27 protein-coding genes and 5 tRNA genes are annotated in these 24,805 nt (G+C 61.5%); 3 read left to right on the forward strand and 29 right to left on the reverse strand.

All coding sequences use genetic code 11. The features are described 5' to 3' along the window. The first annotated feature begins 366 nt into the window (after positions 1–366). Positions 367–1,746 (forward strand): serine hydrolase domain-containing protein, encoded by a 1,380-nt coding sequence (locus GM676_RS09165; protein WP_267875582.1) that lies wholly within the window; start codon positions 367–369, stop codon positions 1,744–1,746. Positions 1,747–1,825: 79 nt separating this feature from the next. Here GM676_RS09165 and GM676_RS09170 read toward each other — a convergent pair. The 28 genes from GM676_RS09170 to GM676_RS09305 all read right to left on the reverse strand — a co-directional run bounded on the left by GM676_RS09170 (position 1,826) and on the right by GM676_RS09305 (position 22,084). After that, positions 1,826–1,901 (reverse strand) — tRNA-Gly (locus GM676_RS09170). Between the two features lie 10 nt (positions 1,902–1,911). Beyond that, positions 1,912–1,985 (reverse strand) — tRNA-Cys (locus GM676_RS09175). Positions 1,986–2,040: 55 nt separating this feature from the next. Beyond that, positions 2,041–2,116 (reverse strand) — tRNA-Gly (locus GM676_RS09180). 47 nt (positions 2,117–2,163) lie between these two features. Further along, a tRNA-Gly gene (locus tag GM676_RS09185) sits at positions 2,164–2,239 on the reverse strand. Between the two features lie 71 nt (positions 2,240–2,310). Further along, positions 2,311–2,386 (reverse strand) — tRNA-Gly (locus tag GM676_RS09190). A gap of 86 nt (positions 2,387–2,472) precedes the next feature. After that, positions 2,473–3,054 (reverse strand): CDP-diacylglycerol--glycerol-3-phosphate 3-phosphatidyltransferase, encoded by a 582-nt coding sequence (pgsA, locus tag GM676_RS09195; RefSeq protein ID WP_155463227.1) that lies wholly within the window; start codon positions 3,052–3,054, stop codon positions 2,473–2,475. Positions 3,055–3,150: 96 nt separating this feature from the next. Next, on the reverse strand, positions 3,151–5,004 hold the full coding sequence (uvrC, locus tag GM676_RS09200; protein WP_371866166.1) for an excinuclease ABC subunit UvrC: 1,854 nt from the start codon (positions 5,002–5,004) through the stop codon (positions 3,151–3,153). Beyond that, the gene (gene acpS / locus GM676_RS09205; RefSeq protein WP_155463228.1) at positions 5,001–5,396 is read right to left on the reverse strand and encodes a holo-ACP synthase; all 396 of its coding nucleotides are present in this window, start codon (positions 5,394–5,396) and stop codon (positions 5,001–5,003) included. The genes uvrC and acpS overlap by 4 nt, the downstream gene beginning before the upstream one ends. Beyond that, positions 5,396–6,157, reverse strand: coding sequence for a pyridoxine 5'-phosphate synthase (pdxJ, locus tag GM676_RS09210; protein ID WP_155463229.1), 762 nt, complete (start codon positions 6,155–6,157; stop codon positions 5,396–5,398). Before pdxJ ends, acpS begins: the two co-directional genes overlap by 1 nt. A gap of 15 nt (positions 6,158–6,172) precedes the next feature. Next, positions 6,173–6,997 (reverse strand): DNA repair protein RecO, encoded by an 825-nt coding sequence (gene recO, locus GM676_RS09215; protein ID WP_155463230.1) that lies wholly within the window; start codon positions 6,995–6,997, stop codon positions 6,173–6,175. 19 nt (positions 6,998–7,016) lie between these two features. Next, positions 7,017–7,922 carry a GTPase Era gene (gene era / locus GM676_RS09220; RefSeq protein WP_155463231.1) on the reverse strand — a complete coding sequence of 302 codons (906 nt, stop codon included), beginning with the start codon at positions 7,920–7,922 and terminating at the stop codon, positions 7,017–7,019. Between the two features lie 11 nt (positions 7,923–7,933). Continuing rightward, positions 7,934–8,731: a ribonuclease III gene (gene rnc / locus GM676_RS09225; protein ID WP_155463232.1), complete on the reverse strand. Its 798-nt coding sequence runs from the start codon at positions 8,729–8,731 to the stop codon at positions 7,934–7,936. 8 nt (positions 8,732–8,739) lie between these two features. Beyond that, a complete protein-coding gene (locus tag GM676_RS09230; protein ID WP_155463233.1) occupies positions 8,740–9,111 on the reverse strand; it encodes a DUF4845 domain-containing protein in 372 nt (123 codons plus the stop codon). Between the two features lie 21 nt (positions 9,112–9,132). After that, positions 9,133–10,050, reverse strand: coding sequence for a signal peptidase I (lepB, locus tag GM676_RS09235; protein WP_155463234.1), 918 nt, complete (start codon positions 10,048–10,050; stop codon positions 9,133–9,135). Then, a complete protein-coding gene (gene lepA / locus GM676_RS09240) occupies positions 10,047–11,840 on the reverse strand; it encodes a translation elongation factor 4 (protein ID WP_155463235.1) in 1,794 nt (597 codons plus the stop codon). The genes lepB and lepA overlap by 4 nt, the downstream gene beginning before the upstream one ends. Positions 11,841–11,982: 142 nt before the next feature. Then, positions 11,983–12,225, reverse strand: a complete 243-nt coding sequence (locus GM676_RS09245) for a glutaredoxin family protein (RefSeq protein ID WP_155463330.1) — start codon at positions 12,223–12,225, stop codon at positions 11,983–11,985. Positions 12,226–12,319: 94 nt separating this feature from the next. Next, the gene (locus GM676_RS09250) at positions 12,320–13,729 is read right to left on the reverse strand and encodes a DegQ family serine endoprotease (protein WP_229262606.1); all 1,410 of its coding nucleotides are present in this window, start codon (positions 13,727–13,729) and stop codon (positions 12,320–12,322) included. Between the two features lie 214 nt (positions 13,730–13,943). Then, positions 13,944–14,225 (reverse strand): sigma-E factor negative regulatory protein, encoded by a 282-nt coding sequence (locus GM676_RS09255; RefSeq protein WP_155463236.1) that lies wholly within the window; start codon positions 14,223–14,225, stop codon positions 13,944–13,946. 72 nt (positions 14,226–14,297) lie between these two features. Next, positions 14,298–14,900 (reverse strand): RNA polymerase sigma factor RpoE, encoded by a 603-nt coding sequence (gene rpoE / locus GM676_RS09260; protein ID WP_371866167.1) that lies wholly within the window; start codon positions 14,898–14,900, stop codon positions 14,298–14,300. A 77-nt stretch (positions 14,901–14,977) separates the two neighbouring features. Then, positions 14,978–15,403, reverse strand: coding sequence for a protein YgfX (locus tag GM676_RS09265; protein WP_155463238.1), 426 nt, complete (start codon positions 15,401–15,403; stop codon positions 14,978–14,980). A 155-nt stretch (positions 15,404–15,558) separates the two neighbouring features. Further along, on the reverse strand, positions 15,559–16,806 hold the full coding sequence (gene fabF, locus GM676_RS09270; protein WP_155463239.1) for a beta-ketoacyl-ACP synthase II: 1,248 nt from the start codon (positions 16,804–16,806) through the stop codon (positions 15,559–15,561). A gap of 30 nt (positions 16,807–16,836) precedes the next feature. Then, positions 16,837–17,076 (reverse strand): acyl carrier protein, encoded by a 240-nt coding sequence (gene acpP / locus GM676_RS09275; protein ID WP_055936274.1) that lies wholly within the window; start codon positions 17,074–17,076, stop codon positions 16,837–16,839. Between the two features lie 143 nt (positions 17,077–17,219). Next, complete coding sequence (fabG, locus tag GM676_RS09280; protein WP_155463240.1) at positions 17,220–17,966, reverse strand: 3-oxoacyl-ACP reductase FabG; 747 nt, start codon at positions 17,964–17,966, stop codon at positions 17,220–17,222. Between the two features lie 49 nt (positions 17,967–18,015). Beyond that, entirely contained in the window at positions 18,016–18,951 is a 936-nt protein-coding gene (gene fabD, locus GM676_RS09285; RefSeq protein ID WP_155463241.1) for an ACP S-malonyltransferase, read from the reverse strand. 100 nt (positions 18,952–19,051) lie between these two features. Continuing rightward, a complete protein-coding gene (locus GM676_RS09290) occupies positions 19,052–20,035 on the reverse strand; it encodes a beta-ketoacyl-ACP synthase III (RefSeq protein WP_155463242.1) in 984 nt (327 codons plus the stop codon). Between the two features lie 16 nt (positions 20,036–20,051). Beyond that, positions 20,052–21,113 carry a phosphate acyltransferase PlsX gene (gene plsX / locus GM676_RS09295; protein ID WP_155463243.1) on the reverse strand — a complete coding sequence of 354 codons (1,062 nt, stop codon included), beginning with the start codon at positions 21,111–21,113 and terminating at the stop codon, positions 20,052–20,054. A 147-nt stretch (positions 21,114–21,260) separates the two neighbouring features. Continuing rightward, complete coding sequence (gene rpmF / locus GM676_RS09300) at positions 21,261–21,443, reverse strand: 50S ribosomal protein L32 (protein WP_072783806.1); 183 nt, start codon at positions 21,441–21,443, stop codon at positions 21,261–21,263. 143 nt (positions 21,444–21,586) lie between these two features. Further along, complete coding sequence (locus GM676_RS09305) at positions 21,587–22,084, reverse strand: YceD family protein (protein WP_155463244.1); 498 nt, start codon at positions 22,082–22,084, stop codon at positions 21,587–21,589. A 125-nt stretch (positions 22,085–22,209) separates the two neighbouring features. Between GM676_RS09305 and GM676_RS09310 the strand changes: the two genes are divergently transcribed. Together GM676_RS09310 and GM676_RS09315 are read left to right on the forward strand one after the other, a co-directional pair. Beyond that, positions 22,210–22,800: a Maf-like protein gene (locus GM676_RS09310; protein ID WP_155463245.1), complete on the forward strand. Its 591-nt coding sequence runs from the start codon at positions 22,210–22,212 to the stop codon at positions 22,798–22,800. A 1-nt stretch (position 22,801) separates the two neighbouring features. After that, positions 22,802–23,527 (forward strand): SAM-dependent methyltransferase, encoded by a 726-nt coding sequence (locus GM676_RS09315; RefSeq protein WP_155463246.1) that lies wholly within the window; start codon positions 22,802–22,804, stop codon positions 23,525–23,527. Here the strand turns inward: GM676_RS09315 and GM676_RS09320 are convergent, their stop codons facing one another. Next, a complete protein-coding gene (locus GM676_RS09320) occupies positions 23,528–24,784 on the reverse strand; it encodes an EAL and HDOD domain-containing protein (RefSeq protein ID WP_371866171.1) in 1,257 nt (418 codons plus the stop codon). It lies immediately after the preceding gene. Positions 24,785–24,805: the final 21 nt, after the last annotated feature.

Raw genomic sequence — 24,805 nt, forward strand, 5'->3', positions numbered from 1 at the left:
CCCCCACACACCGAGATAACGATTGCTGAAAGCGACTTAAAGATCGCCTTCAAGCGGTTGCGCAGGCACAGCACAACTGCGGGTGCCGCGCGTGCGACAGACGCGGCCTCTGTTCACTAGCGAACACGGCGTGCTGTCCAGAAATGAACACCTGTCGCACGAGCGCATGGGAAATGTGCTTTCCCCACATGGCATGAAGTTTGCGATGAGGGCTGCCAGCAGACCAAAAAACTTTCTCGCCCAAGACACAGCAATAGAAAGCGGGAACGTCTTTCCGACAAGGCCGAAAATATGCTGGCCCCAAATTGCTCACGCGTTATCTACACGAAAGGAATGCTTATGTTAATAAAGATGGCGAGTTTTAGTATGGCGGCTTGCATTTTTGCATATGCTGCGGTTTGCGCAGCCGGCGAAATCAAGACGGAGAATCCGACCCAAGTCACACTAGCCAATAATATCGACGCTGTCATAGCGCCACGCTATCGTCCAGGTGAGCCAGGAGCGGTCTTGCTTGTCATCAAGGACGGGCATGTGCTGTTCCGCAAAGCCTACGGCGAGGCCGACGTTCTCACGCATACGCCTCTGAGTCCGGATATGGCGATGCCCATCGGCTCGATGACCAAGCAGTTCACAGCGGTGGCGGTCATGTTACTTGCGGAGAGCGGCAAGCTGTCGGTCGGCGATCCGATTACCCGGTATCTGCCAACGTACCCAACGCACGGCAAGACAATTACGATCGAGAACCTGCTGACGCATACCTCAGGTATTCCTGACTACGTCACGACGCCGGACTGGCCGTCGAATATGGGACATGAGGTCTCGACGCAGGGCCTCCTCGACACCATCAGTCAACGGCCACTTGACTTCGAGCCGGGCGCAAAATACGACTACAGCAGCTCGAATTACGTCCTGCTGGGGGCGATCATCGAAAAGGTAAGCGGTCTGCCATACGCGAAATTCCTTGAACAGCGAATATTCCTTCCGCTGGGTATGAAGGACACGGGATATGCGAGGCGACTTCGCGGTAATGCCGCGCTGGCAGCGGGACACACGCTGGTTGAAAGTGGTTTCATACACAGTCCCCCGGTCAGTCCGAGTCAGCTCTCTGCTGCCGGCGGAATGTTGTCGACTGTGGACGACCTCGCACGCTGGAACAAGGCCATCGACGCCGGCAGGCTACTTAGTGCTGCTGGCTGGAAAAAGGTGTTCACGCCATATCGTCCCAGAGAGGGGACTTCCGAGTACGGTTACGGTTTCCAGATCGGCGACTCCTGGCAGAGCACCATGACGATACGCCACGGCGGCCGCGTTCCTGGTTTCGAGTCATTTGCGATGCGCCTGCCTGAACAGCAGATGTATGTGGCGGTGCTGTCCAATCTCGATGGTGGTCGGACGCCACCATATGAAGTGGCTCAACGGGCCGCGCTCGTCACCATGGGGAAAGCCCTGCCCGCCGCGCCATCCATCACCTTGGACAACAACGTATTCGACGCTTACGTTGGTCGCTATCAAATGACAGGACTGCCAATGGTTGTCGACCTCAGACGTGCCGGGGACCAGTATCTCGCGTCGGTGACGGGGCAGGAAACTTTCGCGCTGAAGGCATTGAGCGAGACGCGCTTCCTTGCCGAGTCCGCGGGTGCGGAACTCCAGTTTGAAAAGAATGCCGATGGCGTGATCGATCGTTTCGTGTTACTGCAAGGGCCAAGAAGAATTACCGCCATACGTATTGCGCAGCCAGATTAGCATGGCATTGGCTAAACGCCCCTTGTTCCGCCGCGCCTGACGCAAAAAGGGCAGCCATATGGGCTGCCCTTCTGCATTCTGGAGCGGGAGAAGAGTCTCGAACTCTCGACCTCAACCTTGGCAAGGTTGCGCTCTACCAACTGAGCTACTCCCGCTGAGGAGCTTTGGAGGCGAGGATCGGAGTCGAACCGACCTAGACGGCTTTGCAGGCCGCTGCATAACCGCTTTGCTACCTCGCCAGAGGAAACATTTACTACGAGATAACAGCTGGTTACGCGCTGCAATCCGAAATTCTGGAGCGGGAGAAGAGTCTCGAACTCTCGACCTCAACCTTGGCAAGGTTGCGCTCTACCAACTGAGCTACTCCCGCATGGAGTTTGTTACTTTTACTGCACTTACGCTCGTTTCCGTAGAAACTGGAGCGGGAGAAGAGTCTCGAACTCTCGACCTCAACCTTGGCAAGGTTGCGCTCTACCAACTGAGCTACTCCCGCATTTCGAGTCCAGCATCATAACAGGTGACTGTTGTTTTTGCTAGTACTACTTGTTTTCGATGACTACGTTTTGGAGCGGGAGAAGAGTCTCGAACTCTCGACCTCAACCTTGGCAAGGTTGCGCTCTACCAACTGAGCTACTCCCGCTTTGCTTCGTCGTCATCAACAACAGGCCAGCATTATAGAGGTTCTACAGCTGCTGTCAATGCTCAATGAAAATATTGTTTATACGGTTAGATTTGGCCCGACTTTTCCTTGATCAGCGGCCACGCCAGACGCAGGTAGTAGAACATCGACCACACGGTCAGCACCGCCGCCACTTCCAGCAGGCGCGCGCCCCAGAACTGGCTGTCGATGGCGCCCCACAGCACGTCATGGAACAGCAACAGCGGAATCGCGCTCATCTGCGCCGTGGTCTTGATTTTGCCCAGCGAGCTGACCGCCACCGATTTGGAGGCGCCGATCTGCGCCATCCATTCGCGCAGCGCCGAAATGGCGATCTCGCGGCCGATGATGATGAAGGACATGACGGCGTTGGCGCGGTCCAGCTGCACCAGCACCAGCAAGGCGCCGGCCACCATCAGTTTATCGGCTACCGGATCGAGGAAGGCGCCGAAGGCCGAGGTCTGGTTCCAGCGCCGCGCCAGGAAGCCGTCGAACCAGTCTGTCACCGCCGCCACGATGAACACCAGCGTGGCCGCCAGATTCTGGTCCGCCACCGGCAAAACGGTGGTGGGAAGGTAGTAGACGCCCACCACCAGCGGAATCAGCGCAACGCGCAACCAGGTCAACAGAATCGGAATATTGAAAGGCATAAGCTCGAAATAAAGTGCGGCCATGAAAATATGTAATGCGCCGCTAGTCTACCTTGAGGCCGCACATTAAACCAGCACCGCAGAGGCCAGCCGGGCCTAATGCAACTGTTTGTAGATTTCCTCGGCCAGGGCGCTGGAGATGCCTTCCACGGTTTTCAGGTCCTCGACGCTGGCGTTCATCACGCCGCGCAGGCCGCCGAAGCGGGCCAGCAGGCGCTGGCGGCGCTTGGCGCCGATGCCTTCGATCTCCTCCAGGCGCGAGGTCTGGCGCGTCTTGGCGCGCTTGGCGCGCATGCCGGTGATGGCGAAGCGGTGCGCCTCGTCGCGGATCTGCGCCACCAGCATCAGCGCCGCCGATTCCTTGCCCAGTTCCTGCGATGGGCGGCCGTCGACGAACATCAGGGTTTCGAGGCCGACGCGCCGCCCTTCCCCTTTGGCCACGCCGACGATCAGGCTGATGTCCAGCCCCAATTCGGCGAACACCTGGCGCGCCATTTCGATCTGGCCCTTGCCGCCGTCGATCAGCACCACGTCCGGCATCACGCCGTCGCCATTGGCGACCTTTTCATAGCGGCGGTACAGCACCTGGCGCATGGCGGCGTAATCGTCGCCCGGCGTGATGTCGTTGATGTTGTAGCGGCGGTACTCGCCGTTCTGCATCTGGTGGTGATGGAACACCACGCACGAGGCCTGTGTGGCCTCGCCCTGCGTGTGCGAGATGTCGAAGCATTCCACGCGCAGGGTGTCGATGTCTTCCGGCTCCAGCTGCAAGGCTTCGACCAGCGCGCGCGTGCGCGATTGCTGCGAGCCCTGCTCGGACAGCAAGCGCGCCAGCGAGATCTCGGCGCCCTTCTGCGCCAGCTCCAGCCATTTGCGGCGCTGGTCCTGCGGCTGGAACACCAGGTTGATGCGGTGGCCGCACTGCTCCTGCAAGGCCTGGATCAGCGCCGGGTGGTCGAACTCGATATTCAGGATCAGGGTGCCGGGAATGAATTTGTCGGCGTAGTGCTGGGCGAGGAAGGCCGACAGCACTTCAACTTCAATCGCCTGTTCCGCAATCGCCTCGGCATCGCCGACGTGGGTTGGGAAGTAGGCGCGGTCACCGAGGTGACGGCCGCCACGCACCATGGCCAGGTTGACGCAGGCGCGCCCGCCCTGCACCAGCACGGCGATGATGTCGACGTCGGCGTCGCCGGTGGTTTCCATGCTTTGCTGGTGCAGCACGCGCGACAGCGACTGGATCTGGTTGCGCACCGCCGCCGCCTGCTCGAATTTGAGGTCGGCCGCGTAGGCGTGCATTTTCTTTTCGAGGTCTTCCAGCACTTCCGACTGGCGGCCGCGCAGGAAGCGCGCGGCGTTTTCCACATCGAGCTGGTAGTCTTCTTTGCTGATCAGGTCCACGCACGGCGCGCTGCAACGGCCGATCTGGTTCAGCAGGCAGGGGCGTGTGCGGTTGGCGAAGACGCTTTCCTCGCAGGTGCGGATCTGGAACACCTTCTGCAAGATCTGCATCGATTCCTTGACCGCCCACGAGCTGGGGAAAGGCCCGAAGTACTGGTTCTTCTTGTCCACCGCGCCGCGGTAGTAGACCATGCGCGGCGCATCGCCGCCGGTGATCTTCAGGTAGGGATAGGACTTATCGTCGCGGAACAGGATGTTGAAGCGCGGGCTGAGGGCCTTGATCAGGTTATTCTCAAGGATCAGCGCTTCGGCCTCGCTGTGGGTGACCGTGGTTTCCAGGCGCGCGATGCGCTCGACCATCATGGCGATGCGCGGGCTGCTCAGGTTTTTCTGGAAGTAGCTAGACACGCGCTTCTTCAGGTCGCGCGCCTTGCCGACGTAGAGGACTTTGTCCTCGGCGTCGAAGTACCGGTACACGCCCGGCAGGTTGGGCAGCCTGGCGACGGTGGCTAATACCTTTTCGCGCGGATCGCTTACTTCTTCTGTCACTTTTCCTGCTCCACGATGACGAAGGCGACGGCGTAGTCCTCTTCGTCGCTGACGGTCACCTGGGCCGACAGCTTGTTTTTTTCCATGAATTCTTTCAGCACGCCGCTGCACACGATCATCGGCTTGCCGCTGGGATGATTCAGCATCTGCGCGGCCGGCCAGGTCATCGGCATGCGCATGCCCAGGCCGATGGCCTTGGAGAAGGCTTCCTTGGCGGCGAAGCGCGTCGCCACGAAGCGGATGCCGCGCGCCGGATGCCTGGCTTTGCGCGCCAGGTATTTCTCAAACTCCTGCGGCCCGAGGATCTTTTTCGCAAAACGGTCGCCATGCCGCGCCAGCGCCGCTTCAATGCGCGGAATTTTGCAGATGTCGGTGCCGATCCCGTAAATCATTACGCGCCCCGGCCAAGGCGCGTTGCCACCATGATGGCCTTCATCTCGCGCACGGCGTTTTCCCAGCCGACGAATACCGAGTGCGCAACGATGGCGTGGCCGATGTTCAGTTCCGCGATTTCCGGAATGGCGGCAATCGCTTGCACGTTGGTGTAGTGCAGGCCGTGGCCGGCGTTCACTTTCAGGCCTTTGCCGACACCATGCAGCACGCCACGCTTGATGCGTTCCAGTTCGGCGGCCTGCTCGGCGCCTCCGGTGTCGGCATAGCGGCCGGTGTGCAGTTCGATCACCGGCGCGCCAATGGCGGCGGTGGCGTCCATCTGCGCTTCCTCGGCGTCGATGAACAGCGAGACGCGGATGCCTTCCGCTTGCAACTGCTTCACCGCGCGCTCGACGGCGTTGTAGTTGCCCACCACATCGAGGCCGCCTTCGGTGGTGACTTCGGTGCGTTTTTCCGGCACCAGGCACACGTCGGCCGGCTTGATCTTGCAGGCGAAGTCGATCATCTCCTGCGTGACGGCGGCCTCCAGGTTCATGCGGGTCAGCAGCTGCGGCGCCAGCGCGATGACGTCGGCGTCCTTGATGTGGCGGCGGTCTTCGCGCAGGTGCAGCGTGATGCAGTCGGCGCCGGCCTGCTCGGCCAGCAGCGCGGCGCGGATCGGGTCCGGATACACGGTGCCGCGCGCGTTGCGCAAGGTGGCGACGTGGTCGATGTTCACGCCAAGGTCGATGATGGTGCCGGAGGGTTGCAGAAAGCTCATTGTCGTAGTCTCGTTTTATAACTGGGACAGATCGATCAGGATCTGGCGGGTATTCAGTGGCGCGCCGTTCAGGTGGTGCGCGACCAGGAAGCGCATCAGCTGCTTGCTCTGGGCTTGCGTGGCGACGTCTTCGTAGTTTTCGTTTTCCATGTCGAGCAGGGTCTTGCCGGCCACGCGCGGCCACGGATCGGAGGCGCGCTCGGGCCGCGGTCCGCGTTCGGGATCGACCACGTACACCACGTCCGATTGTACGGCGCGGCGCGTTTCGACGCAGCGCGTCAGGTCGGCCGCCACGCCTGTCTCTTTAAGTAAGGCCCGCTCGAATTTTCTCAAGACGATGGGCGCGGGTTCGTTGTGCGCCAACTGGTTGAGCGTGGAGACGTAGTGGTCGAACAAGGCCGGATGGGCGTCGTCGCGCGCCAGCAGCTTGACCAGCAGTTCGTTCAGGTAGAAGCCGCACAGCAGCGCGGTTTTCTCCAGCGGCAGCATGCCGCCCACCCATTCGGCGTCGGTCAGGGTGCGCAGTTCGGATTTGCCGACCCAGCTCGAAGACAAAGGCTGGAAGGTTTGCAGCACGCCGCGCAGTTGCGAGTGCGGCCGCTTGGCGCCCTTGGCGATCAAGGCCACGCGGCCGAAGTCGCGCGTGAACAGGTCGATAATCAGGCTGGTTTCTTTGTAGGGATAGCTGTGCAGGACGAAGGCCGGCTGGCCGGCGACCTTGGTGCCGACGGTGCGCTCGCGGCTGGTCGCGCGCGGGCGCTTGGGCGCCACAGGTGCGCCCGCCTCCACCGGCGCCGCTGCGGGCGGCGCGTCCAGGGTGGCGTCTGGCGTGGTGGACATGCTGGTGTTGACCGCCCGCTTACTCGTAGCCGTAAGCGCGCAGGCCCGCTTCGTTATCGGCCCAGCCGGATTTCACTTTGACCCAGATCTCCAGGTAGACCGGACCGCCGAACAGTTTTTCCATGTCCTGGCGCGCTTGCGTGGAGATTTCCTTCAGGCGCACGCCCTTGTTACCGATGATCATGGACTTGTGGGTGTCGCGCTCCACCAGGATGGCGGCAAACACGCGGCGCAGGTTGCCCTCCTGCTCGAACTTCTCGATCAGCACCGTGCTGGTGTAAGGCAGTTCGTCACCGACGAAGCGGAACAGCTTCTCGCGCACGATTTCCGAGGCCATGAATTTTTCGGAGCGGTCGGTGATATCGTCCGCATCAAAAATCGCCTCGTTCTCCGGCAGGAAGCGCTTGATTTCTTTTTCCAGGCCATCCAGCTGGAAGCGCAGCTTGGCCGATACCGGCACGATGGCGGCGAAGTTGAACTTGGACGCCACCTGCTGCGCGAACGGCATCAGCGCCGCCTTGTCTTTCACGCGGTCGGCCTTGTTGATCACCAGGATCACCGGCACCTCGGCCGGCAACAGGTCCAGCACTTGCTGGTCGGCCTGGCCGAAGGTGCCCGCCTCGATCACGAACACGATCAGATCCGACGAAATCAGGGTGTTGGTGACGGTCTTGTTCAGGTTATTGTTCAGCGCGTTGGCGTGGCGGGTCTGGAAGCCCGGCGTGTCGACGTAGATGAACTGCGCATCGTCATAGGTCTGGATGCCGGTGATGCGGTGGCGCGTGGTCTGGGCCTTGCGCGAGGTGATGCTGACCTTGGCGCCAATCAGCGTGTTCATCAGCGTGGACTTGCCGACGTTGGGGCGGCCCACAATAGCGATGTAGCCGCAACGGAAGTTGGCGGCAGGAGTCTGTTCGGTGGTCATGATGTTCTCTTTTATTGTTTGGCGGCCTTGGCCGATGCCGGCGCCGGAGCCGGTTGCTCCTGCACGGTGGCGATGCCAGCCAGCTTGAGCTGGGCTGTGCGCGGCTTGGACTTGCGGGCGGCGGCCGGCGCTTTCTGCACCGCCTGCTCAGCGGCGGCCAGCGCCAGTTTGGCGGCCGCCTGTTCGCCGGCGCGGCGGCTGCCGCCACGGCCGAACACCTGGATGCCCAGCTTGGGCACCAGGCATTCGATTTCAAATTCCTGGCTGTGCGCGGCGCCGTGGGTGGCGATCACGTTGTACTGCGGCAGCGAGATTTTTTTCGATTGCAGGAATTCTTGCAGCAAGGTCTTGGCGTCCTTGCCCAGGGTCTGCGGGTCGACCGAATCCAGGATCGGGATGTAGAACGAGCGGATCACGTCGCGCGCCGCGTTGAAGCCGCTGTCGAGGTAGATGGCGCCCAGCAGCGCTTCCAGCGTGTCGGCCAGAATCGATGGACGGCGGAAGCCGCCCGATTTCAGTTCGCCCTCGCCCAGGCGCAGAAACTGCGACAGCTCCAGTTTCTGGGCGATTTCAAACAGCGACTGCTGCTTGACCAGGTTGGCGCGCAGGCGCGACAGGTCGCCCTCGTCGATTTCCAGATAGCGGTCGTACAGGATGGAGGCCACCACGCAGTTCAGAATCGAATCGCCCAGGAATTCCAGCCGTTCGTTATGCACACTGCTATGGCTACGATGCGTCAGGGCCTGCTGTAGAAGACCAGCATCCTGGAACGTGTAGCCTAAACGAGTTTGCAATAACTGGAGATTCATTAGCTTCTTTATTCTTTCGCGGGTTTGGCGCCGCCCTTGGCGGTGGTGCCTTCATATTCAAGCAGGAGGCTGGCCGGTCCGACCAGCGGGATTTTCTTTTCGTAGGCGAAGCTGATCTCGGTCTGGCCATCGATCTTCTCGATGATCAGGTCGCGGCCGCTGATCGAGCTGATGTAGCCGGCCACGGCACTGGCGTCGAAGGATTTCTGGATATCAACCACCGAGCCACCGCCATTTTTCGCGGTGACAATGGCATTCTGGATCGCGCGGTACTCGGTGTAGGTGGGGACGATTTTCAACCCCAGCACCAGCACCATGCCCAGCAGGGCCAGCACCACGATCAATCCTACCAGCGAAATACCATCTTGCCGTTTTTGCATCTTGGTCCCTTTCGAGCCGGATTAGTGAATGCTGCCGATACGACGCAGGTTACCCAGATTCATCCAAACGAAAAATGCTTTTCCAACAATATTCTTGTCCGGTACAAAGCCCCAATAACGGCTGTCCAGGCTGTTGTCGCGGTTGTCGCCCATCATGAAGTAATTGCCTGCCGGAACTACACAAGTGAAGCCTTCATAGCGGTACTGGCAATTCTCGCTCTGCGGGAACTGGAACACGCTCTCGCGGGTGTAGGTCGGCTTGTTCTCGTCGTTCAGGATGCGGTGGCTGACGCCGGTCAGGTTTTCCTCGAATTGCTTGTTGTACGCCATGCGCTCGTCGCTCAGGTAATCGTCCAGCGGGGTGTACTTCACCTCCACGCCATTCACGGTTAAGCGCTTGTTTTCATACGTAATTTTATCACCCGGCACGCCGATCACGCGCTTGATGTAATCCTGGCTCATGTCCATCGGATATTTGAACACCATCACGTCGCCGCGCTGCGGGTCGTTGATCTGGACGATCTTCTTGTTGATCACCGGCAGGCGGATGCCGTAGGTGAACTTGTTCACCAGGATCAGGTCGCCCACCAGCAGGGTCGGCACCATCGACGACGACGGGATCTTGAACGGCTCGTACAGGAAGGAACGCAGGAAGAACACCAGCGCGATCACCGGGAAGAAGCTGCCCGAGTATTCGATCCAGGTCGGCTGGCGCAGGATGCCGGCTTCCAGCTGGGCGCGATTGCCGCTGTTGTCGACCTTGATGCCGTCGGCGGTCAGCTTGGCGTTGCGGGCGTCGTACTCGGCCAGCGCGCGGTCGGCGGCGGCACGGCGCTGCTTGGCCAGGTAAAACACGTCCAGAAACCAGATCACGCCCGTGATCACCATCAGCACGAACAGGATCAGCGCAAAGTTACCCAGGATGACTTGCAGGTTCATTTCTCGTCCACTTGTAAGATGGCCAGGAACGCTTCTTGTGGAATCTCGACCGAGCCCACTTGCTTCATGCGTTTCTTACCGGCTTTTTGTTTCTCCAGCAGTTTCTTCTTACGGCTGACGTCGCCGCCGTAGCACTTGGCCAGCACGTTCTTGCGCAGCGCCTTGACGTTTTCACGCGAGATCACGTTGACGCCGATGGCGGCCTGGATGGCCACGTCGAACATCTGGCGCGGGATCAGCTCGCGCATCTTGGCGGCCACCTGGCGGCCGCGGTAGGCCGAGTTGGAACGGTGCACGATGATGGCCAGCGCGTCGACCTTGTCGCCGTTGATCAGCATGTCGACCTTGACCACGTCGGCCGGGCGGTATTCCTTGAACTCGTAATCCATCGAGGCGTAGCCGCGCGAGGTGGATTTCAGCTTGTCGAAGAAGTCCAGCACGATCTCGCCCATCGGCATTTCGTACACCAGCTTGACCTGGCGGCCGTGGTAGCTCATGTCCATCTGCACGCCGCGCTTGCTGATGCACAGGGTGATCACCGAGCCGACATATTCTTGTGGCATGTACAGGTTGACGGTGACGATCGGCTCGCGGATCTCGTTGATCTTGGTGGTTTCCGGCATGCGCGACGGGTTGTCCACCTTGATCACGGAGCCATCGCGCATTTCCACTTCGTACACCACGGTTGGCGCGGTGGTGATCAGGTCCTGGTCGAACTCGCGCTCCAGGCGCTCCTGCACGATTTCCATGTGCAGCAGGCCGAGGAAGCCGCAGCGGAAGCCGAAGCCCAGCGCCTGCGACACTTCCGGCTCATACATCAGGGCGGCGTCGTTCAGCTTGAGTTTTTCCAGCGCGTCGCGCAGGGCGTCGTACTGGTTGGCCTCGACCGGGAACAGGCCAGCGAACACCTGCGGCTGCACTTCCTTGAAGCCCGGCAGCGGCGCTGGCGCCGGCTTGCTGGCCAGGGTGATGGTGTCGCCGACCTTGGCGACCTTCAGTTCCTTGATGCCGGCGATGACGAAGCCGACCTGGCCCGCCGTCAGCTGCGGCAGCGACACCGAGCGCGGCGAGAAGATACCGATATCCTCCACCAGTTGCACCGAATCGGTGGCCATCAGTTTGATCTTGTCTTTCGGACGCAGCGTGCCGTTGACCACGCGCACCAGCATCACCACGCCCACATAGGCGTCGTACCACGAGTCGATGATCAGCGCTTGCAGCGGCGCCTCGGCGTCGCCCTTCGGCGGCGGCACTTTGGCGATGATCGATTCCAGCACGTCTTCCACGCCCAGGCCGGTCTTGGCCGAGCAGTGCACGGCGTCGCCGGCCTCGATGCCGATCACGTCTTCGATTTCCTTGATGGCGCTGGGCGGATCGGCGTTCGGCAAGTCGATCTTGTTGAGCACCGGTACCACTTCCACGCCCAGGTCGAGCGCGGTGTAGCAGTTGGCCACGGTCTGGGCTTCCACGCCTTGCGAGGCGTCCACCACCAGCAGCGCGCCTTCGCAGGCCGACAGCGAGCGCGACACTTCATAGGAGAAGTCGACGTGGCCCGGGGTGTCGATCAGGTTGAGGTTGTAGACCACGCCATCGCGGGCTTTGTATTGCAGGGCGGCGGTTTGCGCTTTGATCGTAATGCCGCGTTCGCGCTCCAGGTCCATCGAATCGAGCACCTGGGCTTCCATCTCGCGGTCCGACAGGCCGCCGCACAGCTGGATGATGCGGTCCGCCAGCGTCGATTTGCCGTGGTCGATGTGGGCGATGATGGAGAAGTTACGTATGTTGTTCATTAACAAAAATTCAAAAACGGGTTTGACACGACGAGGGCACAATACAAAAAAGCGCTCACAACGGGGCGATGCCCTGGCGAGCGCCTTGTGGAAATATGCTTTGCCCCGGCATTTTACCGGATTTCAGAGTGGAAAGCCCGATTTATAGCAGCTGAAGTACTTTGGCTTCGTCGAGGAAGTAGTGGCACAGCTCCGGCTGCGACAGATCGGCGAACAGGACCGGGACCAGTTCGTCGTATTTGGCCAGCAACGCCGGGTCGCCGGCCTCGTCGATGTCGATCACCTCGACGGTGAACGGCCGCTGCGGCGTTTGCAGCCGCAGCAGCGCGTCCAGCATGTCATGGCATAAGTGACAATAGCCGCGTGAATACAGCGTGAAATGCATATTCGTCATTCCGGCGCAGGCGGACGGTCCGCCGCCGCGGTCCAAGTTGAGCAGGTGTTGCATTGGGCTCCGGCCTGCGCCGGAGCGACGGCGGTCATTTCGCGCTGGGGCGCAGCGAGACGAAGCGGGTGGTGCCGTCACGCAGCACCAGCACCACCGATGCCTGCTTCGGATCAAGCTTGGCCACCAGGGCGTTGAACTGCCTGGCGTCCTTGATGCTGACGTTATTCAGTTGCAGCAGCACGTCGCCCTCGTCCAGCCCGGCGCGCTCGGCCACGCCCTCCACATCGGTCACCACCACGCCGCCATCCACCCGCAGATCGGCCTTCTGTGCGGCCGACAGGTCCTCGATCTTCAGGCCCAGCGCGTTGGCCTTGGCCGGCGCCGCCGGTTCCGCCTTGCCGCCCTTGCCTTTCGCGCCCTTGGCCGCCTTCTCGCCGTCCAGCTCGGCCACGGTCACCGACAGGGTCAGCTCGGCGCCCTTGCGCCACAGGGTGACGGTGGCCTTGCTGTCGAGCGCGGTATCGCCCACCAGGCGCGGCAGGTCGGAGGAACGGTTGACCGGCTTGCCGTTGAACTTCAGGATGATGTCGCCCGCCTTGATGCCGGCCTTGTCGGCGGGACCGCCCGGCTCCACCAGCGACACCTCGGCGCCCTGCGCCGATTTCAGGCCCAGCGACTCGGCCACTTCCTTGCTGACCTCGCCAATCTGCACGCCGATGCGGCCACGGGTGACTTTGCCGCTCTTCTTGAGCTGGTCCGACACGCGGATCGCCTCGTTGATCGGCACCGCGAACGAGATGCCGTTCGAGCCGCCGGACAGGGTGGCGATCTGCGAATTAATGCCGATCACCTCGCCGCGCATATTGATCAGCGGGCCGCCCGAGTTGCCGGGGTTGACCGCCACGTCCGACTGGATCAGCGGCAGGTATTCGCCGGTGTCGCGCGCCTTGGCCGAGATGATGCCGGCGGTGACGGTGTTTTCCAGGTTGAACGGCGAGCCGATCGCGATCACCCACTCGCCGGCGCGGATCTTGTCCGAATCGCCCATCAGCAGGAAGGGCAGCTTATCGCCTTCGATTTTCAGCACGGCCACGTCGGTGCGGGTGTCGGCGCCCAGCACCTTGGCCTTGAATTCGCGCTTGTCGGTCAGGGTCACGAACACCTCGTCGGCGCCGTCCACCACGTGGGCATTGGTCAGCACATAGCCGTCGGCCGACAGGATGAAGCCGGAACCGACGCCACGGTTGACCGGCTCATCGGACGGCGCCTGGCGGCGCTGGCCGCGGCCTTGCGGGCTCGGCAGCTGGCCGCCAAAGAAGCGGCGCAGCAGTTCCTGCATCTCGTCGTCGCCCGGCAGGCCGTTGGCGCGGCTGCTTTGCTTGGGGCGCTCGGTGGTGCGGATATTCACCACCGCCGGGCCGACGCGGTCGACCAGGTCGGCGAAGTCCGGCAGGCCGATGACGGCGCCGGTGACGGCCGTGGCCGCCGTCGCGGGCGACATGCCCAGGGACATCCATAAGCTTGCGCCCAGTACCAGCGCGGACAGAGTTTTACCACCAGCAGAGAAGTTATTTTTCATGGAAAGTATCGATCTCTATAAAGTTCGGGATGCGTGCGCTGCCCCGTCGACGCGATCAGCGCGCGACGTGAGGCTAGCACATGGTAAGCGAAAAGTCGCCACACCGGATGTGCTGAATCATTATAAGGGTATGCGCTCAGGGCAAGATAATGGCGGCTGGCCGATCTTCAAGGGCATTGCTGTCTGGCGCAAACGCCGGCTCGGCCGCCAGCCGCGCCGCCAGGCGGGCGCTGAAACCGTTGCTGAGCTCGCCGCCAGGCGTGCTGCGCAGCACGTCGCCGGTCAGGTGGTAGGCGCGCCAGGCGGCCTGCCCTTCCGGCGTGTCGAGCGCGGCAAAGGCCAGCTCGCGCTCGCTGTCCGACAATTCACCGTCGGCCAGCGCCGAGATGTGTTCGTGCAGTCTTTTGTGGGTATCCATCGCGTGTCCCGCCATGTCAAAACCAGTCCGCTCTTTTGCCGGACGCCAACAGCCCTTGCCATCATTCCCGTCTTACCAGCGCTTGTCAACCGGCAGGTCGAGCAAGGGCCGCAATTTTTCAGCGATGACTTCGCGGGCGCGGAATATCCGGCTGCGCACGGTACCGATGGGACAGGCCATGATGTCGGAAATTTCCTCATAGCTCAGCCCCTCGATCTCGCGCAGGGCAATGGCAGTGCGCAGGTCCACCGGCAGGGCGTCCATGGCCGCGTTCACGGTCTGGGCGATCTGTTTGCTGGCCAGCATGGACTCCGGCGTATTGATGTCGCGCAAATGCTCGCCATCGTAAAACCCTTCGGCTTGTTCGGTATCGGTGTCGGTGGACGTGGGCGTGCGCCGCCCCTGCGTCGCCAAAAAGTTTTTGGCGGTGTTGATGCCTATGCGGTACAGCCAGGTGTAGAAGGCCGAATCGCCGCGAAAATGTCGCAACGCCCGGTATGCCTTGATAAAGGTTTCCTGCACCACGTCCTCCGCTTCGGCCGGGTCGTGCACGATGCGCGACAACAAGCGCATGAGCCGGCGCTGATACTTCGCCACCAGCAAATCAAACGCCTGCTTATCGCCATCGCGGACCCGCTCGACCAGCAACTGGTCGCACTCACGTTCTGTCGTCACTCCTGCATTCCTCGGTGGCCTGCAGCGCAGCCGATTCGTCTAGCCATATGCTATAGAGTTAGCTCGCTGCAAGAAGTTCACACTGCCGGCGTGTTTATTTGCGCGCGCGCCGCGGCGCGGCAAGCCAGCGCCAGTGCGCGCCAGTGGTGCCGCGCCACGCTGTCCGGCAAGACCGCCAGCACCTGCGCGCCGCCGGCCTGATCGCCCAGACGCAGCAACAGCAGGCGCGGCCACAGGGTCGAGCCTTCCAGCAGCCGCAACGCGCCGTCCTGATGCTGGTATACCGCCAGCCGCACATGGCCGACACCGGATATATCAAGCCGCCGCGCAATAGCCGGCGGCCGCCCGAACCGCCAGGCCAGCGCGCCCGCCAGCAGGCACAGCGACGACGCCACGGCGCCGGGACATGCCGCGGCGGACGCCATCACGCAACAGCACAAGCCGGCATGCGCAATGCGCAAGCCGCGCGAGGGGCGAACGATGACGGACACCGCGATCGACATGACGGCAGCACCAAAACAAACACAACGCAAACAAAGGGGATTACTACATGGAAGCGCCGGCGCAAGGCCGGGCAATTCAGGCGCCAGCGAGCGCCGGCGCCGAATTCTCGCTCACCCTGTTTGGACAGGACGAGCAGAGAATTGGTTCAACTTTTTTAGATACGGCCGAAGACCAGGCTGCCGTTAGTGCCGCCGAAACCGAACGAGTTCTTGACCGCATACTCGATCTTCATCTCGCGCGCCACATTGGCGCAGAAGTCCAGGTCGCACGCCGGGTCCTGGTTGAAGATGTTGATGGTCGGCGGCGACATCTGATGATGCACCGCCAGCACCGTGAACACCGACTCCAGGCCGCCAGCGCCGCCCAGCAAGTGGCCGGTCATCGACTTGGTCGAATTGACCACCAGCTTTTTGGCGTGGTCGCCGAACGTGCGCTTGATGCCCTGCACTTCCGCCACGTCGCCTTGCGGCGTCGAGGTGCCGTGCGCGTTCACATACTGCACCTGGTCCGGATTGACACCGGCGTTGCGCAGCGCGGCTTGCGCCGACTTGCTGCCGCCCGCGCCATCTTCCAGAGGCGAGGTCATGTGATACGCATCGGCGCTCATGCCAAAGCCCAGCAACTCGGCGTAGATCTTGGCGCCGCGCGCTTTCGCGTGTTCGTACTCTTCGAGCACCATCACGCCGGCGCCCTCGCCCAGCACGAAACCGTCGCGGTCCTGGTCCCATGGACGGGACGCGGTGGCCGGATCGTCGTTGCGGGACGACAGCGCCTTGGCCGAGGCGAAACCGCCCAGGCCCAGCGGCGACACGGTCGATTCCGCGCCACCGGCAACCATCACGTCGGCATCGCCGTACTCGATCAGACGAGCGGCGGCGCCGATGCAATGCAGGCCAGTGGTGCATGCCGTGACGATCGACAGGTTAGGACCACGCATGCCGTACTTAATCGACAGGTTACCCGAGATCATGTTAATGATCGAGGCAGGTACGAAGAACGGCGAGATACGGCGCGGACCGCGCTTGTCGTAATCTTCCTTCTGTTCTTCGATCATCGGCAGGCCGCCGATACCGGAACCGACCAGCACGCCGATACGATCGGCGTTCTCCTCGGTGACGACCAGGCCGGAGTCGTTCACAGCTTGGATACCCGCCGCCATGCCGTAATGGATGAAGGTATCCATGTGGCGGGCTTCCTTGGCCGAGATGTAGTCTTCAATATTGAAGCCTTTGACTTCGCCGGCAAAGCGGGTGCTGAAAGCTGTTGCGTCAAACTTGGTGATGGTGGCGATACCGGATGTGCCCTCGACGGCGGCCGCCCAGGTGTCGGCAATATTATTGCCGATCGGGGAGACGGCGCCCAGGCCGGTAACGACAACACGACGGTTTTTAGAACCTCTCAAGCGATTCTCCTAAAGTCGATCGGGCAGATATTACGCCTTGACGTGAGCGGTAGCGTAGTCGATCGCTTGCTGCACGGTGGTGATTTTTTCTGCTTGTTCGTCCGGGATTTCCATTTCGAACTCGTCTTCCAGTGCCATCACCAGCTCAACGGTGTCCAGCGAGTCAGCACCCAGATCATCGACGAACGACGATTCGGTTTTGATGTCTGCTTCGGCGACGCCCAGTTGCTCAGCGACGATTTTCTTAACGCGTTGTTCGATATCCGACATGTTATGGCTCCATTTTGTTTGTTACGGAAAGCGCGCATTTTATCAGGTTTGCGCGCTGAAAAACTAATTTCAGTGTCTGCTGCTAAATACCCTGAAATACCTACTAAAAGATTTGAATGGGCTATATTTTAAGCCCATTCTCATCAGTTCATATACATACCGCCATTCACGTGGAGGGTGGTGCCGGTAATATAAGCGGCTTGCGGCGACGCCAGGAAGGCGACCGCCGCGGCGATATCCTCCGGCTTGCCGAGGCGCGCCAGTGGAATCTGGGTCAGCAAGGCGGCGTGCTGCTCTTCGCCCAGCGCCTTGGTCATGTCGGTATCGATAAAGCCCGGCGCCACACTGTTGACGGTAATGTTGCGGCTGCCGATTTCGCGCGCCAGCGCGCGCGTCATGCCTTCCACCCCGGCCTTGGCGGCGGCGTAGTTGATCTGGCCCGGATTGCCGGCCGAGGCCACCACCGAGGTGATGTTGATGATGCGGCCGGTCTTGGCCTTCATCATGCCGCGCAGCACGGCGCGCGACAGGCGGCCCACCGACGTCAGGTTGGTGGCGATGACGTTATCCCACTCCTCGTCCTTCATGCGCATGGCCAGCTGGTCCTGGGTGATGCCGGCGTTGTTGACCAGGATGCCGACGGCGCCCCAGGTCTTGCCGATGTCGTCGATGATGGCGGCGCAGGCTTCGGCGTTGGTGACGTTCAGCACCATGCCCTTGCCCGCTTCAGCGCCGATCTCGGCCAGGTAGGCGGAAATCGCTTCCGCGCCCGCCTCGGTGGTGGCGGTGCCGATCACTTTCGCGCCCTGGCGCGCCAGTTCCTGGGCAATCGCCTTGCCGATGCCACGCGATGCGCCCGTTACCAGGGCGACTTGATTTGCTAAAGTCATGTAAGTCCTTCTACAGTAAATTCGAAGTGTGCCTGAATCCGCGAACGCTTTATTTGAGCTCGCTCAATACGCGTTCCAAAGTGGCCTGGTCGTAGATCGCGTCGCCCACCAGATTGCCGTCGATGCGCTTGGTCAGGCCCATCAGCACTTTGCCCGGACCGCACTCTACCAGCTTGGTGACGCCCTCGGCGGCCATTTTCTGCACCGTCTCCACCCAGCGTACCGGGGCGGCGGCCTGACGCACCAGCGCATCCTTGATGGCGGCCGGGTCGTTCAGCACGGCCACGTCGACGTTGTTGATCAACTGGATCCGCGGCGCCGAGAAATGGATATTGGCCAGGTAGTCGCGCAGGCGGTCCGACGCCGGCTTCAGCAGCGACGAGTGGAACGGCGCCGACACCGGCAGACGCATGGCGCGCTTGGCGCCCTTGCCCTTGGCGATTTCGCAGGCGCGCTCGACGGCGGCGGTGTCGCCGGCGATCACCACTTGCGCCGGGGCGTTGAAGTTGACCGCCTCCACCACGCCACCGGCCGCGGCGGCTTCGGTGCAGGACGCGCGCACGTCCTCATCCGACAGGCCCAGCACCACGGCCATGGTGCCCTGCCCGACCGGCACGGCCTCCTGCATGGCTTGCGCGCGGAAGCGCACCAGCGGCACCGCGTCCTTGAAGTCGATCACCCCGGCCGCCACCAGCGCCGAGTATTCGCCCAGGCTGTGGCCGGCCACCACCGACGGCACGGCGCCGCCGGCGGCGATGTAGGCGCGATAGGCGGCCACGGCCGCGGTCAGCATGACCGGCTGGGTGTTGGTGGTCAGGTCCAGTTCTTCCTTCGGGCCTTCGGCCATCAGCTTGCCGATGTCGAAGCCCAGCGCGTCGGACGCTTCGGCGATGGTCTGGGCCACCACCGGGTTGCCGGCAAAGCCGTCCATCATCGCAATCGCTTGCGAACCTTGGCCTGGGAATACAAAAGCAAATTTCGTCATGACTTCATCCATCTCGTTTTCGTTATTGGCTGCAAAGCTAGCATGCAAACATGACAGCCTTGCTACCGAGGAGTCCGTTAGAACTCTAATTCTAATTCACTTAAAAACGCGTCAGCACCGCACCCCAGGTAAATCCACCACCCACGCCTTCCATCATGACGTTCTGGCCACGCTGAATGCGGCCATCGCGCACGGCGGCGTCCAGCGCCAGCGGGATCGATGCGGCCGAGGTGTTGCCGTGCTGATCGACGGTGACAACCATCTTTTCCATCGGCAGGCCCAGCTTCCTGGCGGTGCCGCTCATGATGCGCAGATTGGCCTGGTGCGGGATCAGCCAGTCGATTTCCGACTGCTGCATGCCGGCTTTTTCCAGCGTTTCGTTGGCAACCTTCTCCAGCACGGAGACCGCCATCTTGAACACGGCCGGGCCGTCCATGTACAGGTAAGCCTCGCCGGCGGTCGCACCGGCGAAGGTGTTCGGCATGCACAGGATGTCGGAATGGCGGCCGTCGGCGTGCAGCGCGCTGGCCAGGATGCCCGGCTCTTGCGACGCGCTCAGCACCACGGCGCCGGCGCCGTCGCCGAACAACACGCAGGTAGTGCGGTCGTTGAAATCGAGGATGCGGGAAAATACTTCCGCACCGATCACCAGCACATTCTTGTGCACGCCGGCGCGGATGAAGGCATCGGCGGTCGACAGCGCATAGACGAAGCCGCTGCACACGGCCTGCACGTCCACGGCCGCGCCGTTGTTGGTGATGCCCAGCTTTTGCTGCACGATGCAGGCGGTGCTGGGGAAGCTGCCGAAGAAATCCGGGGTCGAGCTGGCGACGATGATCAGATCGATATCGTTGGGCTGCATGCCGGCCATTTCCAGGGCCTTGGTGGCGGCGTTCACCGCCAGGTCCGACGACTTTTGATCAGGCGCGGCGAAGTGGCGCGCGGCGATGCCGCTGCGGGTCGTGATCCATTCGTCCGAGGTCTCGATGCCTTTGGCGGCGAGTTGATCAGCCAGTTCCTGGTTGGTCACGCGCTGTTCCGGCAGATAGCTGCCGGTGCCGATAATTTTGCTATACAAGGTCATGCCGTTCTACCGTCCACTAAATAGTTGAGCTGGGTACTTCCGGGGTCTCGGTGCTACGCGGCATCAGCTCGGCGATCAGGGTCGAGATATGCGGCAACACGTCATTTTTTGCAGCATCATACGCCCGTCGGATCGCCCACTCAAAGGAATATGCATCGGCGCCGCCATGGCTCTTGAACACCAGGCCGCGCAAACCCAGCAGGCTGGCGCCGTTGTAACGCGATGGCGACAGGCGTTTCTTGATGTTGTTCAGGGCGCCGCGACCGATCAGGGCGCTCAGCATGGTCAGTGGATTGCGGCTGAATTCGGACTTGACGGTGTCGGCGAAGAAGCGCGCCACGCCTTCCACGGCCTTCAGGGTGACGTTGCCGGTGAAGCCGTCGCACACCACGATGTCGGCCGTGCCCTTGAAGATGTCGTTGCCTTCCACGTTGCCGTAGAAGTTGAGCGCGCCGCGCTCATGGTCGGCTTGCAGCAGCTTGCTGGTGGCCTTGACCACGTCGTTGCCCTTGATGTCCTCGGTGCCCACGTTGAGCAGGCCGATGGTCGGGCGTTCGATGTTTTCCATGGCCGACACCAGCACCGAGCCCATGATGGCAAACTGGTGCAGGTGGTGCGGTTCGCAGTCGACGTTGGCGCCCAGGTCCAGCATATAGGTCGGGCCGCCCTTCTGGTTCGGCATGATCGAGCAGATCGCCGGGCGGTCGACGCCGCTCATGGTTTTCAGGACGTAGCGCGCCACGGCCATCAGGGCGCCGGTATTGCCGGCCGAGACGGAAGCCTGGGCTTTGCCGTCTTTCACTTGCTCGATGGCGACGCGCATCGACGAATCCTTCTTGCGGCGCAGGGCCACTTCCAGCGGATCGTCCATGGTGACTTGTTCGGAGGCGTGCACGATGCTCAGGCGCGGATGGGCGTCGGCATGGTGCTTCTTCAGTTCGGCGCGGATGACGTCTTCGAGACCGATCAGGATCAGTTCGGCATCAGGTTCGCGTTTGACGAAGGAAACAGCTGCGGGGATAGTGACCGACGGGCCGTGATCGCCACCCATGCAGTCGATAGAAATTTTGATTGTCATTGTTATGGCAAGCGGCAGAACCGCAACATCCGGAATCCGCGTTGGAACATGACGGTGTGCAAAACCAAATTGCAGCCGATTAAAAAAGAAAAAGCGATGCTACACAAGTCAGCACCGCCTGTTTCCGGGTCCAGCAAGAGCGATCGATTACTCGTCGTTCTTGGTTTTCAGGACTTTACGACCACGGTAGAAGCCGTTAGGGCTGATGTGGTGACGCAGGTGGGTTTCACCGGTGGTTGGCTCGATTGCCAGTTGCGGAGCAACCAGGAAATCGTGCGAACGGTGCATACCGCGCTTCGATGGGGATTTTTTGTTCTGTTGAACTGCCATGTTAATGACTCCTAATACTTAAGTTCTAAAATTCTAACACAATCGACCGGCATATACATGCAAATCGAGCCCTACTACTTTGCTACTGCTAACTTGCCAAGACTCGATTTACACGCGTATTGACACGTTCTTCACACTACAACTTATTCGGATTTGAGGCTCTTGAGAGCGTCGAACGGCGAGATCTTCTCGCTTTTTGCCTTGTCCAGCAGGCTGGAATCCGGGCAGACATCGTGACGCGGCGATTGCGGCAAGGCCAGCAAAGCTTCATCTTCCACCAGGTACATCAGCTCCATGCTGCGACTGCCGACGATCACATCGATCGATTCGTCGTCAATTCGTTCTTCAATTTCGTCTGCGTCTTCATCATCCTTACCCAGCATCAGCACGGTCGACGAATCGAGGTGGTGAGCGTAAGGCTGCAAGCAGCGCTGGCAGACCAGTTGCACGGTGCCGTTGACCGACAGCGTCATCTGCGGGATGCCCAGTTTGTGGGTCTCTCCTACTGCTTCCCAGGTAATCTCGCCGGAGGGATTCGCGCACTCCTTGGCCAGACGGGTCAGTTCAGCGACAGGCGTCGTGCCTGACTGGCTGCTGTTGGTCCGACAAAATTCAAAGGTGTCGATCACAAGAGCATTCATTACAGAGTTTCCCCGGAAAACCTGCGATAATAACAGGGTTTTCGCATTCAAGTCAAAAACTTAGCGAATTTTTCGCTTTTTCCACCGCCAGCATTACCGGCGAGAGAGCATATAACAGTTCCCCCATGACATCAAGTTTACTCGTACTGGCCTCCAGTTCGGCCTACCGCAAAACGTTATTATCGCGCCTGCAACTGCCGTTCGAGGTGGCCATCCCCGACATCGACGAAACCCCGCTGCCGGGCGAAACGCCGAGCGCCACCGCCCTGCGCCTGGCCCGTGAAAAGGCCGCCGCCGTGGCCGCCAACATGCCGGGCGCCATCGTGATCGGCTCCGACCAGGTGGCCACGCTGGACGATGAACAAATCGGCAAGCCCGGCAATCACGCCAACGCCCTGGCGCAATTGCAGAAAATGCGCGGGCGCGAGGTCATCTTCCACACCGCGCTGTGCGTGTGGGATGGCCGCAACAACACAGCCCAGGTAGAAGACATCCAGACCGTCGTGAAGTTCCGCGATTTGCCGGACGAGGAGCTGGACGCCTACCTGCGCATCGAGCGGCCGTACGACTGCGCCGGCAGCGCCAAGAACGAAGCCTTGGGCATCGCGATCCTGGAGCGCATCGACAGCAGCGACCCGACCGCCCTCACAGGCTTGCCTTTAATCGCCCTGACGGGCATGCTGCGCAACCTTGGCGTCAGCTTCTTCAACACATAATATGACCGGCACCCTCTTTTTAATCCCAAACACCCTGGGCGAGACCGAAGCGCTCAACCACGTGCTGCCCGAGCAGGTGCAGCGCATCACCGCGCAACTGGATTACTTCGTGGCGGAAAACGCCAAGACCGCGCGCGCGTTCCTGAAACTGGTGGGCGCGCAGCATCCGCTGTGCAAGCCGATGCAGGAAATCAAAATCGCCGAGCTGAACGTGAACACGCCGGCCGCCGCGCTGAACGACCTGCTGGCGCCGCTGCTGGCGGGGCAGGATGGCGGGCTGGTGTCGGAAGCCGGCGTGCCGGCGGTGGCCGATCCGGGCGCCGATCTGGTGCGGCTGGCGCACCAGCACAAGATTCCGGTGCGGCCGCTGGTGGGGCCGTCGTCGCTGCTGCTGGCGGTGATGGCAAGCGGCCTGAACGGCCAGAGCTTCGCCTTCAACGGCTACCTGCCGACCGATGCCAGCCAGCGCGACAAGCGCATCAAGGAACTGGAACAGCGCTCGCGCAAGGAAAAGCAGACGCAGCTGTTTATCGAAACGCCGTACCGCAACGCGGCCATGCTGGAAGCGCTGGTGGCATCGTGCGCGCCGGGCACGCTGGTATGCGTGGCGACCGACCTCAGCCTGCCAAGCGAAACCATCCGCACCATGAGCGCCGCCCAATGGAAAACCGCCCCCGCGCCGGACTTCCACAAAAAACCGACGGTGTTCCTGCTGCTGGGGCAGTAATCAAATCCCCCGCGTGTACTCGGTCACCCATTCGATGGCGGCCAGCTGGATGGCATAGAGTTCGGCCGGCTTGAGGTCCAGCTGGTGCAGCATCTGCGCCAGCACCTTGCCATCGCGCCCGCGCTCGATGTGCTCGATCAGGCTCAGCATCGCGCCGTAGTCGCCCGAGCGGTGCAGCAGCGCCGCCCTCACCTCGTCCAGCACGTTCACGCTTTCCAGCACTTCGCGCATGTGGATCGAGAACAGCGTGTCCATCAGCGACATCACCCCCACCGTGAAGCCGATATCCGCGCTCACCCGCTGCCCCGGCCGGCGCTGCTCCACCATCAACTCCATGGTCTTGCCGCGCGTGGTCGCCAGTTGCAGCAGCGGCGAGGTGAATTCCTGCGTGCCGCCATTTTTCACATACAGCAGGATTTGCAGCCAGCGCCGCAGCTGACGCCGTCCCAGCACCATCAAGGCATGACCAACCGAGTTGATGCGCTGGCGCGCGCCCACCGCCGGCGTGTTCACCAGCCGCAGCAGGTTGAGCGTGATCAGCGCGTCATGCTTGACGCTGCGCTCGATCTCGGCGCTGCTGGCGTCGCGGTCCAGCAATTCCAGCAAATGCAGCACGCTCATCTGCGACGGCGAGATCTTCTTGCCGCTCAAAATCACCGGCCGCGCAAAGTAATAGCCCTGGAAATATTCAAAGCCCAGTTCCATGCACTCCTGGAACTCCTCGACCGTCTCCACCTTCTCGGCCAGCAGCTTTTGCCCGGGATTCTTCAACACCCGCGCCAGCGCCGGCAGGGTGCCGGGCTGCATGTCCTTGATGTCGACCTTGATCACGTCGCACAGCGGCGTCAGTTTCTGCACATCGTCCGACTGGCCGATCACATCGTCCAGCGCGAATTTGAAGCCGGCCTGCTTGAGCTCGCGCACGCGATTCAGCACTTCGGGCGTGGCCCTCACGGTTTCGAGGATTTCGAGGATGACCTTGTCGTTCGGCAGGAAGCGGATGAAATCGCTCATCAGCCCCACCGCATCGACGTTCACAAACGCCATCTGGTCGCCCACCACCTGTCCCATGCCCAGTTCGGCCGCATGGGCGATGACGGTGGCGGTGGCTTCGGCGTCGTCGGTAACGTGGGCGCCGTCGGCGCCGGCGTCGCGGAAGAGCAGTTCATATGCCACCAGCCGCTGTCCCCGGTTGAGGATGGGCTGGCGCGCAAGGAAGAAATTATCAGCTAACTTGGATGGCGCCGAGGCTAACATCATGGGGAGCTCCCATTGTCA

The sequence above is a fragment of the Duganella radicis genome, assembly GCF_009720825.1.
Lineage (GTDB): Bacteria > Pseudomonadota > Gammaproteobacteria > Burkholderiales > Burkholderiaceae_D > Rugamonas > Rugamonas radicis.

Bases quoted from the DNA above. Each gene is read 5' to 3' on its own strand.
- GM676_RS09165 (WP_267875582.1), top strand. From the start codon at position 367: ATGGCGGCTTGCATTTTTGCATATGCTGCGGTTTGCGCAGCCGGCGAA.
- pgsA (WP_155463227.1), bottom strand. From the start codon at position 3,054: ATGCCTTTCAATATTCCGATTCTGTTGACCTGGTTGCGCGTTGCGCTG.
- acpS (WP_155463228.1), bottom strand. From the start codon at position 5,396: ATGATTTACGGGATCGGCACCGACATCTGCAAAATTCCGCGCATTGAA.
- pdxJ (WP_155463229.1), bottom strand. From the start codon at position 6,157: ATGAGCTTTCTGCAACCCTCCGGCACCATCATCGACCTTGGCGTGAAC.
- recO (WP_155463230.1), bottom strand. From the start codon at position 6,997: ATGTCCACCACGCCAGACGCCACCCTGGACGCGCCGCCCGCAGCGGCG.
- era (WP_155463231.1), bottom strand. From the start codon at position 7,922: ATGACCACCGAACAGACTCCTGCCGCCAACTTCCGTTGCGGCTACATC.
- rnc (WP_155463232.1), bottom strand. From the start codon at position 8,731: ATGAATCTCCAGTTATTGCAAACTCGTTTAGGCTACACGTTCCAGGAT.
- GM676_RS09230 (WP_155463233.1), bottom strand. From the start codon at position 9,111: ATGCAAAAACGGCAAGATGGTATTTCGCTGGTAGGATTGATCGTGGTG.
- lepB (WP_155463234.1), bottom strand. From the start codon at position 10,050: ATGAACCTGCAAGTCATCCTGGGTAACTTTGCGCTGATCCTGTTCGTG.
- lepA (WP_155463235.1), bottom strand. From the start codon at position 11,840: ATGAACAACATACGTAACTTCTCCATCATCGCCCACATCGACCACGGC.
- GM676_RS09245 (WP_155463330.1), bottom strand. From the start codon at position 12,225: ATGCATTTCACGCTGTATTCACGCGGCTATTGTCACTTATGCCATGAC.
- GM676_RS09250 (WP_229262606.1), bottom strand. From the start codon at position 13,729: ATGTCGCCCGCGACGGCGGCCACGGCCGTCACCGGCGCCGTCATCGGC.
- GM676_RS09255 (WP_155463236.1), bottom strand. From the start codon at position 14,225: ATGGATACCCACAAAAGACTGCACGAACACATCTCGGCGCTGGCCGAC.
- GM676_RS09265 (WP_155463238.1), bottom strand. From the start codon at position 15,403: ATGTCGATCGCGGTGTCCGTCATCGTTCGCCCCTCGCGCGGCTTGCGC.
- acpP (WP_055936274.1), bottom strand. From the start codon at position 17,076: ATGTCGGATATCGAACAACGCGTTAAGAAAATCGTCGCTGAGCAACTG.
- fabG (WP_155463240.1), bottom strand. From the start codon at position 17,966: ATGACTTTAGCAAATCAAGTCGCCCTGGTAACGGGCGCATCGCGTGGC.
- fabD (WP_155463241.1), bottom strand. From the start codon at position 18,951: ATGACGAAATTTGCTTTTGTATTCCCAGGCCAAGGTTCGCAAGCGATT.
- GM676_RS09290 (WP_155463242.1), bottom strand. From the start codon at position 20,035: ATGACCTTGTATAGCAAAATTATCGGCACCGGCAGCTATCTGCCGGAA.
- plsX (WP_155463243.1), bottom strand. From the start codon at position 21,113: ATGACAATCAAAATTTCTATCGACTGCATGGGTGGCGATCACGGCCCG.
- rpmF (WP_072783806.1), bottom strand. From the start codon at position 21,443: ATGGCAGTTCAACAGAACAAAAAATCCCCATCGAAGCGCGGTATGCAC.
- GM676_RS09305 (WP_155463244.1), bottom strand. From the start codon at position 22,084: ATGAATGCTCTTGTGATCGACACCTTTGAATTTTGTCGGACCAACAGC.
- GM676_RS09310 (WP_155463245.1), top strand. From the start codon at position 22,210: ATGACATCAAGTTTACTCGTACTGGCCTCCAGTTCGGCCTACCGCAAA.
- GM676_RS09315 (WP_155463246.1), top strand. From the start codon at position 22,802: ATGACCGGCACCCTCTTTTTAATCCCAAACACCCTGGGCGAGACCGAA.
- GM676_RS09320 (WP_371866171.1), bottom strand. From the start codon at position 24,784: ATGTTAGCCTCGGCGCCATCCAAGTTAGCTGATAATTTCTTCCTTGCG.